The sequence below is a fragment of the Paenibacillus sp. J22FR21 genome (assembly GCF_056269135.1).
This window is the reverse complement of sequence record NZ_JBWDNJ010000002.1, coordinates 1-13912: the sequence shown is the minus strand read 5'-3', so window position 1 is coordinate 13912 and position 13912 is coordinate 1. Positions and strand designations below refer to the sequence as shown.

At 50.1% G+C, this 13912-nt stretch carries 7 protein-coding genes; all 7 read right to left on the bottom strand.

From position 1 onward, the window contains the following. Positions 1 to 52: 52 nt before the first annotated feature. On the bottom strand, positions 53 to 1372 hold the full coding sequence (locus tag AC0YNS_RS05930) for a carbohydrate ABC transporter permease (protein ID WP_475780124.1): 1320 nt from the start codon (positions 1370 to 1372) through the stop codon (positions 53 to 55). Continuing rightward, a complete protein-coding gene (locus AC0YNS_RS05925) occupies positions 1372 to 2247 on the bottom strand; it encodes a carbohydrate ABC transporter permease (protein WP_475780123.1) in 876 nt (291 codons plus the stop codon). The genes AC0YNS_RS05930 and AC0YNS_RS05925 overlap by 1 nt, the downstream gene beginning before the upstream one ends. A gap of 35 nt (positions 2248 to 2282) precedes the next feature. Then, positions 2283 to 3692, bottom strand: a complete 1410-nt coding sequence (locus AC0YNS_RS05920) for an extracellular solute-binding protein (protein ID WP_475780122.1) — start codon at positions 3690 to 3692, stop codon at positions 2283 to 2285. Positions 3693 to 3781: 89 nt separating this feature from the next. Next, a complete protein-coding gene (locus AC0YNS_RS05915) occupies positions 3782 to 5401 on the bottom strand; it encodes a response regulator (protein WP_475780121.1) in 1620 nt (539 codons plus the stop codon). After that, positions 5379 to 7220 (bottom strand): cache domain-containing sensor histidine kinase, encoded by a 1842-nt coding sequence (locus tag AC0YNS_RS05910; RefSeq protein ID WP_475780120.1) that lies wholly within the window; start codon positions 7218 to 7220, stop codon positions 5379 to 5381. Before AC0YNS_RS05910 ends, AC0YNS_RS05915 begins: the two co-directional genes overlap by 23 nt. A gap of 196 nt (positions 7221 to 7416) precedes the next feature. Next, positions 7417 to 11865 (bottom strand): sugar-binding protein, encoded by a 4449-nt coding sequence (locus AC0YNS_RS05905; RefSeq protein ID WP_475780119.1) that lies wholly within the window; start codon positions 11863 to 11865, stop codon positions 7417 to 7419. A gap of 105 nt (positions 11866 to 11970) precedes the next feature. Then, positions 11971 to 13912: chitobiase/beta-hexosaminidase C-terminal domain-containing protein (locus AC0YNS_RS05900; protein WP_475780118.1), on the bottom strand; the 1942-nt coding region annotated here is incomplete at its 5' end.

Genomic DNA, 13912 nt, shown 5'->3' with positions numbered 1-13912 from the left:
ACAAAAAATCCTTGAATTCTCAAGGATTCCGTTTCCTTTTTCTATTCACCATCTACCCTTTCACACCCGAGTACGCGACACCTTTCTCGATGTATTTCTGCGCGGTCACGAACACGATTAGCAGTGGAAGCATGGAGACGAAGGAGCTCGCCATGATCATATTTTGCTGGACGCCGCTACGATTCTGCAGATTATTCAGCGCAACGGTAAACGTCCAATTAATCGGCAAATTGTTTACGACGAGCGGCCAAACAAACTCATTCCAAACCGGAATAAAAGTCATGACCGCCACGACGGTGAATATCGGTACAGAGAGAGGAATGACAATTTGAGTAAAGGTACGAAATTCCGACGCGCCGTCGACTCTAGCCGCTTGCATCAGCTCCCGAGACAGCTGATCAAAGAAACCTTTGAACAGAAATACCACGATGCCCCAAGCCGAGTGAGGTAATATAACTGCCAGCAGCGTATTCACCAAATGTAGGTCCTTCATTAGCAAATAGAGCGGCAGCAGCAGCGAGATATCCGGAATCATCATCGTCGCCAGAAAGAACATGATCCAGAATAGCTGCCACCGTTTGCTGCTAATTAATTGCGACAAGGTATAGCCAGCTAACCCGCCTAGAATAAGCTGCATCATCACACTTGCAAACGTTATGATCGCACTGTTCTTGAAATATTGAAAGAAACCGAGCGTCCCCGAGACGTCTTGGGCTAATTTATTCAGAGACAAGTAGCTGTCAAACACCCGCATATAGCTGGGCGATTCGGTAATCGACGCAACTCTGCCTGTCACGAAAGCAGTAGAGTCGAAGAAAAGATTGAATTTCGCAGAAATCGCAGCGTGCAATTTGCCATCCTCTTTCGCAAAGGAAGCAGCCTTCCCTCTATCCCCATACCACCTAAAGTCGGAAAGTCCCTTCTCCCGAATAATCGGCAGCTTCAAATTAATCATCTTCGCATTGAACATGGTTGATGGTGTAACAGTTGGCTGTCCAACATGGAAGTTGGATGAAATGGTGCGAGATCCATAGAGAAGCTTACCTTTCCGAATTCCCGTTACACTCACTTCACCGATATTTTCTCGGATATTCTTCATCCACGGGTACCACGTTGCCATCATCGCTTCCTTCTCGTAGAACAGTGCATCCTTCTGTTCATAGCCCGAATAATCGATCGTAATTCGAATCGCCTGCGGGATGCTGGGCAGCCATCTAGGCGGATATGCTTGAATGTCGGTCTCGTTCTTTAGCGAAGAAACCATCATCCAGAGAATCGGAACGATCGCCGAGATGGTGAAGAACAGCGTGACCGCATAAGCGGTCATCTTCAGCGCTCTCTGTCCTTTCTCCGCAATTCGAGGCGATTTCATCAAGCACCCTCCCTCTCAGCTGAACATTTATATTGCACGAACGTAAGAAGCGCAATTAGCAGGAACATAAACAGCGACATTGCTCCGGAGATGCCGAATTTGGATTGCTGGAACGCCGTGTTCACAATCAGCATCGATACCACTGTTGTGCTGCCTGCAGGTCCGCCCTGCGTCATGACATATATGTTGTCGTAAGCCAGGAGAACGCCGGACATGAAGGAGACGAAATTGATAATGACAATGAATTTGATATTCGGCAGAAGCATGGTCCACAACCGTCTCCAAGGGCCTGCCCCGTCTACTTTTGCCGCTTCGAGCATTTCCAAGGGGATGGATCGAATTGCAGAATAGTAGAGCAGAAGCGAAATGCCGCCGCTGGCAAAGAATCCGGGCAATACGATGGCAAGCTTCGTCATATGCAAGTCACTCAGCCACAAATATGGGCCTAACCCGATCTTCGACAGCCAATAGTTGAGCAAGCCGTAATCCGGATTGTACATCCATTTCCAAACCAATACGCCTGCTACCAGAGGAACGATCGTTGGCAGCTGGTAGAGAAATCGGAAGAAACCGTTCGCCCTGCGAATCTCGCTTAAGAATAATGCCTGCGCAATCGGCAGCCAAAAGGTCAACGCCATGTACAGCAGAAAGAACATAAATGTATTCTTGACGGCAAACCAGAACGTAGACGTCCGCAGAAACTGAACGTAGTTGTCCAAACCAATGAATGGACCCGGCGGATTCACGATGCTGTAATCAAAGAAGCTGATATAAATCATGTGAAGCAGCGGGTAATATTTGAACAGCATATAGCAAACGACAGAGGGGAACAGGAATAGCACCGGCATCCAGCGGATCGTTATCCTCATCTTCATAGTCTGATCCGCTCCTTCTCTGGGCATCGGTCGATTTATGGATTGAGCGCAGCATTGTAGGGGTCCACAACTTCCTTCTGCGCCAGATCTTGTGCCGCTTGAAGCTCTTTCTTCGGATCTGCGTTCGAGTCTAGCAGGATCTTCTGAATTGCTTTCACCACATAGGGGCTAAGGCTGGATTTCAAGAAATATTCCACATGCGTTTCCTTTGCCGCATTCTGAACGCTTGTCACCAAATCAGGTGAAAGACCGTCTATATATTGCGTCACATCGACGTCGGAGCGGACCGAAAGCAGGTTCGGAAACAGACCATTATCCTTCGCATATTGAAGCTGCGATTCGATAACTTCTTTGGACGTTACATAAGTCGCATAAGTAAATGCCGCCTGCTGTACTTCCTTGGAAGCCTTCGGATTAATAATCAAATAGCTCCCGCCGACTTGAGAGGGGGATTTGCCTGAAGGTCCTGCAGGTAGAGCGGCAAAACCGATATCGGCAATGTCCATCCCTTTGGAAATCATGCTGCCGATCCAGTCCGAAGCGGCCAACGTCGAAGCGGCATGTCCGGTGTAGAAGTCCTTCTGATTGTCATCAAGACTTTGGACAACGTTCTTCTGCGTCGCTTTATGCGTCCATTTCAAATCTTTGTAATATTGCAGCGCTTGTACGGCGGCATTCGAAGTGAAGTTTAGCTTAACTGCCCCACCTTCCTGCTTCTCCGTTAAGTCGCCGCCTGCCTGCCACACATAATACTCGAAGAACCAATCCGCCCAGTCCGTGCCGAGAATAGCATTGCCATAGATGCCTTTGGTCCGGTTGGTCAGCTTGGCGCTTGCTTCGGCGAACGAATTCCAGTCTTTGAATGCTGCCTCAGGATCAAGGCCGGCTTCTCTGTACATTTTCTTGTTATACATCAGTGCCGTTACGTACATTGAGCTGGGTACGCCATAGATTTTGCCGTCAACGGTTGCTGCATCCAGAGCGGAAGACAAGTACTTGTCTTTATCGGGATAAGCGTTCCACAGCTCCGTAATGTCCGCTGTTATGCCTTGCGCAATGTACGGCGCCATATCCGGGTATGCATTGTAATAGACATCCGGCTGTTCGCCGCCGGCTACGGCCGTCATGAACTGTTCCCGCTCCTTGCCCTTGGTTTGCTCCACATGGTTGACTTGGATATATGGATATTTTGCTTCAAAAGCAGTAAATTGCTGCTCCCTCAGCGACTTGTCCGCATCATCCGCATGCGGCTTATCCCATACCGTAATTTCTACCAATTCGATATCCTCATTCGATGACGCAGAAGGAACACCATTCGAGTTGGCTGCCGCATCGGTCGCATCGTTAAATTCGTTAGCCAAATTACCTGATCCGCATGAGGTAATCACAAGTGCAAATGCCACCATCATGACGGAAATCGCGGTAACCTTTGAAGCCTGCTTCAAGCTGGTTTCCCCCTCGATCATTGTGTACTTGACACTTCTAATTGTAGGTTCTCCGTGATGAGAATTTAAGCGAATATCTTACGCATCCATTATGAAAATGTTAAGCTATCCCTTTCCCGAAACTGCTTCGGCGAGACGCCAAAATGCTTGCGAAAAACGCTGCCGAAATAAGCCGGGTCCTCGAATCCGACCCGTTCGGCAATCTGATGTACGAGCAGATCACTGTTCAGCAGCAGTGACGACGCCTCTCTCATGCGAATGGAGGTCAGGAACTCGATGAAGCTGCTGCCCGTCTTCTCTTTGAACCGCTTGGAGAAATAATTGGGGTGAATGAAGAAACGATCCGAGATGGACTGCAAGGATACCGCCTCCGCGTAATGGGATTCGATATAGATCCGAACCGCTTCAATGGTGTCCTTCCCTGTCAGATCTGTATTTCTCGTCAAATGACCAATGATATTAGCCGCGGATCGTCTCATATGCGCCAACATTTCACTCCAATGCGACGCCTCTTGCAGCCATTGCAGCAGGTCCTCTGTTTCCCCGATTGTCCACTCCGAATCAATGGCATTGGCAAGCACCACTTTGTGAAACAACAGATGAAGGTCCATGCAGAACCATTCCAGATGGATATACGAAGAATCGGCATCCTGGACGATTGCCCCAACACGCCTGTCCATCCAGCGGTATAGCTTCTCGACATCCCAATCTTTCAACCACTGGCCTACGAGCTGCTTATCCTCCTCGCCGATAATCGATTTACGGATTTGCCCCTTCGGTCTTGCTGCGTCATACACATAGATTCGACTTCTGCCGTGGATGACAGCGTCACGAATGAGCAGCTTTGCCTCGCGGTACGACTCCTGCACTTTCTCAATCAGATCCACTTGAGGCCCAATGCCAACCGTAAGCTCAAGCTTCATAAACTTGCGAATGCCCTGAAGAATTTCTTGCATCGCTCCTGCAGCGGCAGTGCGCTCAGTCGCAATTCTAGTGCCAAGAACAAATACCAGCTCATTGCGATGAAGCGCATGTTGAAATAATGTCCCATGAATGCCGCAGCGCGCGAATATGTCCGTAATAATGTTCCTGAGCGCGTACCAGAGCAGATTCTCTTCTCCCTCGACGAAGGACAAATGCGGCAATTCGAAAGGCTCGAACACAAATACTACAGTGGCAAAATGGGAGCAATCCCCTCTCAGTTCAGCAATCGTTTCCACATCCATCGAACGGTCTCCATGCTCGATAAACTGCGTCAGTGCCTGCTGCCTTGCAATTTCCTTACTTGACTTCTCTAGCAGCTTCAGTTCGGAGAACGACTTCTGCCGGCAGTCCTCTTCTTCCTGTTTCTGAAGCATTTGCGTCATCGCTTCGACCAATTCTTCATCTTCAGCAGGCTTGAGCAAATAATGGCTGACTCCATATCGAATGGCTGATTTGGCATATTCAAACTCGTCATAGCCGCTCAATATAATAAACTCCAGCTGCGAGTCAAATGCCTTCGCTTGGCGGATCAATTCCAGCCCGCTCATCTCCGGCATTTGAATATCGGTGAGCACCAAATTCGGCTTTAAAGCGCGAATGAGCGCCATACCGGATATACCGTCCCCGGCTTCGCCGACAACCGTAACCGGCAAACCGGACTGATTGATTTTATAAATGACCCCCTGCCGAATAATCGGTTCGTCATCTATCACGATAATCTTCAAAGTCATTCCCTCCTTCGGGCAATGTCGAGTGAATGGTAAGGGTGAACGACGTGCCGAGCTCCTTGCTGCTCTCGAATTTAATGCCATATTGGGCCCCATACAGTAGCCGGATCCGGTTATGTACATTCATTAACCCGACGGACGAACGCTCGGAATCGGCTTCGGTGCTTCTAGCGTCTGATGCCAGCAGCATCCGCAGCTCCCTTTGCTTGTCATCGCTGATCGGTTCGCCGGTGTTCCACACTTTAATCTGTATGCGTTCCCGATCTTCGCTTGACGCTTCAATCCGAAGCGTGCCGCCTTCGATTCGCTTACTGATGCCATGTAAGATGCTGTTCTCGACCAACGGCTGAAACAGCAGCTTCGGGATCGGAACTTCTTCAAGCCCTTCCTGCAAATAAACCGAATAGGCTAAACGGCTGTCAAACCGAATCTTCTGAATCGACAAGTACAGCCGAATCTGCTCCATCTCGGCCGCCAAGGTTGAGATATCGTTTCCGCTGATGTTATATCGAAACATTTTCGCGAGTGATCTGGTGATTAAAGAAATTCTCGGATCGCCGCCCATACTGGATAAGCTATCGATCACGCCGAATGTGTTATAGAGAAAATGCGGATTGATCTGCGACTGCAGCGACTTTATCTCTGCATTTTTCTTTACGAGTTCCGTTTCATACACCTTCATAATCAGCCGTTTGATTTCCTTGGCCATCCGATTGAAAGACCCGCTTAAATAACCCACCTCATCGATCCCTCGAATTGGAATACTGACATCGTAATTGCCGAACTCGATCGATTTCATCCCTTTGCTAAGCTCCTTTAACGGCGTAACCGTCCTCGATGAGAAAATACTCGCGAGCACCATCGAGACTAACAGACTAAGGGCAACAATTAAGGCCATCCGCTTCGTAAAATCACTGACAGGCTTTAACAGCAGCTTATTAGGTGCAAGTGAGACAAGCACCCATTCCGTACCCGGCAGCTTCTTATAAACAACGAGATTGGTTCCCTCATGGTCGTTCATGTAGAAATGACCGCTGTTCTTCTTCCCTTGAATCACTTGCATATGCGCAGCCGTAAGCCCAATCGGCGGTTCGTTCTTCGCTAGCGACTGTATGATGGTCCCATCCGATTGACTCAGCACATATGATTTCGTCCCGAAGCTGCCTTCTGTATTCTGCAGCCAGGCTTCCAGCTCTGGTTTGGACAGCCCGTACATCATGACGCCAATAATCGGTCCCGGAGAGTTAATCGATATGCTCTTAATCGCCTGCACGAACGTAACGGTCTTCACAACCGCATCTTCAGACTTATCGTACATGTCCGATTGCACCCAAGCCCCTTTGCCGGAGAGCTTAATGGCGATAGCTGTCAGCCTTGCCTGCTCGATATCGGTAACGTCGTTCGAGGAAGGGCCTGATCGTATGCCGAAACCTTCCAATTGGTTCACATAGATATACGAAATGATCGGATTATCATTAACAAACTTCATAAACTTGCTGTTGTAATAACTAAGTGATTCCGGATCTTGACCCATGTGACTAACAAATTGCTGAAAGTTCGTATCGCCAAAATAGTTCCAAGCAAAGCTCTTCACATTGTTCATATAAGAGGATAACGTGGCCGACGACTGCTGAGTAAGCAATTCCGTCGTTTCGATTGACTGGCGCTTGAGGTCGCTGGCTGTCCGGAAATAGACATCCATAACGAGAAAGGACACCGTAAGCACGATGATGAGCAAATAGGAGATTAAGATTTTACGATAGATGGATCGTTGGAAATAACGAATGATTGCGAGCAGAAATGTTGGCGCTTTCACAAATGCCCTCCTCCATGCTACTACCTGCAAGATTGCGAGCTTCGAGCCTCACACAATATGAACTCATTATAATAGATTTAGGCAATAAAGGGATTAAATTCAATTAGAAGAGGCTGCCCCTCATTATCACCGTTTCCGATGAGAACGAGAGACAACCTCTATTTAGAAGCGAAACTACATCATGCTTAGCTAGCCATTAGTTCATTAACAGATTATAAACGAACACCGCTGCTTGCGCGCGAGTCGCCGGCACTTTAGGCGAAAGCTGCCCATTATAGCCTTGGATGAAGCCTGCCGCAACTAACCGTGCCATGCTTTCCTTCGCGTAGGCAGCAATTTGATTCACGTCTTTCATGCCGTTCAAGAGTGCTGCCCCATCTGCTGCGGAAGGTTGTTTACCTGCGATCTCGAGCGCTCGATCAGCCATGACGGCCATATTCTCACGCGTCAAGAATCCATCCGGATTGAAGAGGTTCGCTCCTGTCCCTTGCACAATGCCAAGGCTTCTGGCGATAAGGATCGACTCTGCATTGGCATCATCTTTGGACACGTCGGCGAACTGTTCGCCCGGTTCGCCGGATAACGAGAGCGCCTTGACGAGCATTGCAGCAAATTGGCCCCGCGTTACGTTTGCTGCAGGACTGAACCTGCCATCTTCACTCTCCGTTACGATGCCTCTTGCCGCCAGCGCGTTAATTTGCTTGTTGGCCCAGCTTAAGGAGGCTATGTCCGTGAACACCGGTTTCACATAAGCAGCTGCGTACAAGCTGAAATGCGTTGTAGTAAAAGTGACTGTGCCTGCTTTCGCATCGTATTTGCCATTAGGCACCGAATGAAGGGCTCCATCGCCATCGATATACCAAACGACGATTTGCTCCGGATTCTGCAGCTCTTCCGCCGTTAACGAATAAGGAATTGACACCGTCACGGCTTCAGCAGGATTATTCCAGGCGACCGTCTTGCTGCCTGACTGCATTTCAAGAGAAATGACCGGATGAGCGCCTATTGATTCACGAAGCTGATCCGCTAGGCCTGCTGCATCCACCTTCTTGATCTGAATTGTCACATCTGCAGCTGTCAACTCACTTGCTTTGAACATGTTTCCGGGAAGCGTAACCGTTGCTGCATTCGTTTGAATGATAGCTTGAATACCTGAGGATCCGTTTAGTGACTTGGCTGGCAAAGTAAGCTCATAATTCTGCAGGTCATCTTTGCCCTTCAGATTAATAATAAGCGCGGAATTGCCAGCTTTAGCGGATGCAAGAGCTTTCTCCCAATCCGATAAACTGATCGCAGCTGTCAGCGAGTGCGCAGCGTTGTTCACATTCGTGCTTGGAACAACGATGACGGCTCCATCCTGTTGTGTGATCGTTGCGGAAGGCGGCCAGAATAAACCACCTGTGCTAGGCGCCGGATCTGGATTTGGCGTGCTGCCCGCTGCTAATGCCACATCGTTGTACACCTTGGTATCTGCCCAATACGGCAGGTTCTTATCTACCCAGCTGATGTAATTGTCTCGATGACCGTCGCCGTTCTCGTCGTCATTCGCACTTGCGTTGAAGCCGATAATGCTGCCGATCTGCGGTGATAATGCAGTGAACGGAACGGCGATTTCTACGTTGTAGCCATCCGTTGTTTTCTTAACCGCATGCTGGGTACCGTTCAAATCAAGTTCAGATGCGGTTGTAATCGCGTCCTCCATATCGACACGAAGCTGGTAATCGCCGATTGTGCGTGCGCCGTTTCTTGTGCTAAGCTCATCCACCCAAACTTCGACGGAGTCGTTATTCTCATTGGTCGCCTCCGCAAACGGCGTGCTGTCTTTCATTTCAAACAAGTAATAAAGCGCATCCTCGTCCCAAGCGATCTTCGCTTTGCCTGTCGTGCCTTTAGGCGTATCGCTCATTTGAAGCGAGCTTGAATAGGTCCACAATCCATCTACTTCGCCGTCAATCACCGGCTTGCCCTTGGTAGCCTTAGGCAGCCTGCTGGCAGGCGTGCCGACCAGTTCAACCTCGTTATATACCTTGGTGTCTGCCCAATATGGCAAATTCTTATCGATCCAGCTGATGTAATCATTGCGCAGGCCATCACCATCTTCGTCATCGTTCGCGCTGGCATTAAAGCCAATAACGTTGCCGATTTCCGGCGTCAGCGCCGTATACGGTACGGCAAACTCCGCGATATATCCATCTTTGATCATTACGACAGCGTGTTCTACTTTCGTGAGGTCCGTGCCGCTCGCCGTTGATAAAACATCGTTGATATCGAGTCGCAATTGATAATCACCAATTGTGCGTGCGCCGTTCTTACGGTTAAGCTCGTCGACCCACACTTCAACCGAATCGTTCTTCTCATCAACCGCTTTCGCAAATGGCGTCGTATCTGTCATTTCGAACAAATAGTAGATTGCATCCTCATCCCATGCAATCTTCGCCGTTCCCGTTGTACCTTTATCGGTGTTGCCCATTTGGAGTTTGGTGGAATACCGCCACAGCTTGTCGATCTGACCATCGATAACCGGCTTTCCTTTCACGGCCACATAGTCGTTTTCCGTACCGCCGCCGTCCGGACCCTCATTCTCCATATCGCTTATTACGTTCGCACCGGTTGCTTGATTGGAGAATGCCGCTTTCCCTGGTTCAATAACGGTATTGCCAGCGAAGCTCAATGAACCGATGACGGTTTTAACAATGTTGATACCGTAGCCTTTCGGCTTCTCGATCACATTGTTTTTAAATGCCACACCATCGATTTCTGCAGTACCGACAATTAGGATACCTGTATCATTGGATCCAAAGAGCATGTTGTCCTCGATGGTGACATTTTGCATAGAAGGCTGTTTATTCGTTGCTTGTACCCGAATGCCTCCCTTCTCCGGAACAGAGCCATTCGTGCTGTCGTTTACGATTGTGTTGCCCTTCACAACCGTATCTTTCACGGTGTACGTCTGATAATTGCCTTCGGAAGCCAGGTAGATCCCCGCACCGCCGGTGGATGTAATTCGATTGTTCTCCACATTCATGACTTCGCCGCCTGAGATCGTAATCCCGCGCGCGAGACCGCCTGCTTCATCGTTATGGCGAATCGTCACATTCTTCACCCAACTGCCAAACTTCTCGTAGGAAACGACTGCGATTTGATCATCGCCGTTATCGCGACCAATGTTGTTCTCGATAACAATATCGTGGGATAAACCGGTAATATGAATGCCGTCCGCGAGTGTGTTTACCACCGTGTTGCCGCTGATAACGCCATTTGACCCGAAGTTTATGATGCCCGCAGAAGATGCGCCATCAATAACCGTATTCTTAATGCTGTAATTGTTCGCGTTCGGGTCCACATAAATCCGCGCGGACACATCCGTGGACAATCGCTGCGTAGCCGTGACGGTTGTCAGCTGGATATGGCTCACATCTGTGCCCTCGCCTGTAAGCTGGAGACATTGTTCTGCCAGATTCGTGCTGTGAAGCTTGGAATTAGGACCTGTACCCGTCAAATCCACGCCATCGAGCAGGATGATCGAGCTGTAAATGAATGCGCCTGCCGGAACGAAGACGATCTTCCCTTCTTCTTTGGCCTGTGCAATACATGCTTTAATGGCATCCGTATCATCCGTCATATCATTCGGCGTTGCGCCGCATGTTTCAATGCTTAGTGCATTCGCAGGCATCGGTACCGTGCCGTCAATCAACGTGATCGGCGTAAACCTCAGCTGCTCCAGCGCAGCGCCGCCTGTCGGTGAACTGACACGCAGCGTCTGGATGCCGGCAGGCAGCACAACGTTGGCCTTTACCGTTTGCCAGGAATCCGCACTACCTGTGTTCGGAACATTAATGGCACCTAATTCATCGCCAAAGGCATTAAGCAGCTTCATCTGCTTCGCATCCTCTGCACTGGCAACTCGGAAGGAAACCTCGTAAGTTCCGGCAGAATCGGCATTGATGTACGGGAAATCGATCCAATCGCCTTCATGTCCGAAGGTAACAGCCTGTCCATTCTCCGTATCTGCGGAAGTCGTCTTCTCGGCACCTCTCGCAACACTGAAGCTTTCCGCCTCTAAAGTGCCCGGAATATTCGAAAGTGGCGTCGGCACGATTGGAGGTAACGTCGGACCCGTAGGTTCTTCGGGTATAGGCTCAGACAGATAAGTAATGTCCAACCAGTCTATATTAAAGCCAGCGCTAAGGACGTAGACCCGCAGCTTCTGAGCTCCTGTCATCAGATTGACATCTGCGCTGACGGTAGTCCAGTTAAACCAACCATCCGGCGCTTCACCCCTATAGGGAATATTAACAGTTGCTTTTACATCGCCCGCCGCATTTTGGATTTGCAGCTGAGAAGTGGTAAGCGGGCTCGCTACCCGCATTTCGATACGATAGCGTCCGTCTTGCTCTACGTTCAGATCGTAATCCATCCAGTCGCCTTTGTCTGTCCATCCAATGTAAGTCTCATCCGGCGCATAAGGTATCGCTTCCGTTTGAATCCCGCTCATTTGCGCATAATCCTCGATTTCGATTTTCCCTGGCACGTTAAAGGCTTCATCTGCATAAGCCATCGAATTCGTGCCTACAACTGTGGTCAACAAGCCAAACAGCAGCGTCAAGCTTAGCAGCACGGGCAATGTTTTCCTTCTTACTGACATGTTTGATACCCTCCTAATTCGGATTACGGCTGAACCCTGTATTTGGAATCTATTGTCGCTCTCCGCTCCGCCTCAGCGGCCAAGCGGAGAGCGTTGTTCCCATCCTTAGAAGCCTGTATTTCCGTTCAACACAATCGTGCCCGCCAGGAACGTCGTCGCTGCGCCGGCAGAATTCGTAACGGTATTGGTATTGAAGGTAATCGTGCCGATGTACCCTCCGCCCCATACGCCGATCCCGCCGCTTGCCGCATTTTTGATGATGTTGTCGGTAAAGGTTACGGAATTCAGATTGCCTTGTGAGCAATACACGAGCACATTCGGATGACCGTTTGCGATGCGCAGACCGGTGTGATCAATCGTGTTGCGATTGAGCGTAATGCGGTCTACATCGGCCGTGTTCCATTCCGCCTCGACGGAAATATAAATACCCGCCATTTCGGTGTTATTGATCAGATTATCTTCGATCAGAACATCTGCGCCGCCAACTACGGATATACCTCGAGCCTGGGAGTTGTAGCCGACATCATTGTTTTTGATCGTTATGTCATGATCCCGCGGACCATCCGGCGTGTAACTGACCACCGCAATACAGTCGTCACCTACGCCTTTCACCAGATTGGATTCCACCGTAATGAAAGAGGCGCCGTTCGTCATATGGATGCCATCGGCATTCGTATTCTCGACCGTGCTGTTCTTTATCGTGCCATTGGAGCCGCCGCGAACCAGAATGCCTGCAGTACTGGCTGTATAGACCCAAATGTTATCGATCGTAAAATGCGTAGCGCCTCGGAGCGTGAAGCTGTTCTTCGTGTCGTTGCCGTCGCCACGCGGAACGACAGTCGCATAAACATGCTTGAAGTTGCTGATCGTGACATTGTCGCCTTTGACATCGATCGAGCCGCGATTCGGGTTCGTGGAGGTCAACGTCGTTACGGTCTTGCCCGCACCGTTCACGCTGACGCCGTCAAAGGTAATGATGTCGCTGAGATTGAAATTGCCTGCCGGAATCGAGAGCACTCTTCCGAATACTTTCGCCTGCGCAGCGCATGCATTGAATGCAGCCAGATCATCTGTAGCATCATTGGCCGTGGCACCGCATGTAGTGACGGAGATCGGGCCTGCCGGAGGAGGCGTCAAATAGGCAAAATCCACCCAATCGATGTTCCAGCCTTCCGTCAAGCTATGGATCCGGAGCGTCTGATTGCCCGAAGCAAAATTCAGCGTAACGGAAATCGTCGTCCAAGCTTCCCATCCGCCCGTATTGTTGAACGTCATTGTCGCGAGGGCCGTGCCTGCGGAATTGCGAAGCTCGAATTTCCGCTGGTCGCTCGGAGCGGCAACACGGAATGTAACATTGTAATAGCCGGCGGTTTGGACGTTGAGATTGTACTCCATCCAATTGCCAGGCAGCGTGTTGCCGACATATACATCACCGACACTCGAAGTGAACAACCCCACCCCGTTCTTCGCACTGTAGCTTTCGGCTTGGATTTTGGCAGGGACGTTCTGCGCGCCTGTTCCGGTCGTAATCGTGTAGGTTGCACTCGCTACTGCCGAGTTCGTCATGCCCGACTTGATCGCGATCGCTTTGATCGTCTGTGTCGAGGCGACATTAATGGCTGCGCTGTAAAGCGTCGAGCTTGCTGTCGGCGTACTGCCGTCTGTCGTGTAACGAATGGCCGCACCTGATGTTGACGTCGTAATCGTCACTGACTGCGTGGAGGTGTAAGAGCCGCCGGCCGGGGAGAAAGTTGGTGTTGCCACAGTTGCCGGAGGTGTAATCGTGTAGGTTGCACTTGCTACTGCCGAGTTTGTCATGCCCGACTTGATTGCGATCGCTTTGATCGTCTGTGTCGAGGCTACGTTAATGGCTGCGCTGTAAAGTGTCGAGCTTGCTGTCGGCGTACTGCCGTCTGTCGTGTAACGAATGGCTGCGCCTGATGTTGACGTCGTAATCGTCACTGACTGCGTGGAGGTGTAAGAGCCGCCGGCCGGGGAGAAAGTTGGTGTTGCCACAGTTGCCGGAGGTGTAATCGTGTAGGTTGCA

What these genes read in the sequence shown, in the direction of transcription:
- AC0YNS_RS05905 (WP_475780119.1), bottom strand. Translation starts at nt 11,865, where the DNA reads ATGTCAGTAAGAAGGAAAACATTGCCCGTGCTGCTAAGCTTGACGCTG.
- AC0YNS_RS05930 (WP_475780124.1), bottom strand. Translation starts at nt 1,372, where the DNA reads ATGAAATCGCCTCGAATTGCGGAGAAAGGACAGAGAGCGCTGAAGATG.
- AC0YNS_RS05925 (WP_475780123.1), bottom strand. Translation starts at nt 2,247, where the DNA reads ATGAAGATGAGGATAACGATCCGCTGGATGCCGGTGCTATTCCTGTTC.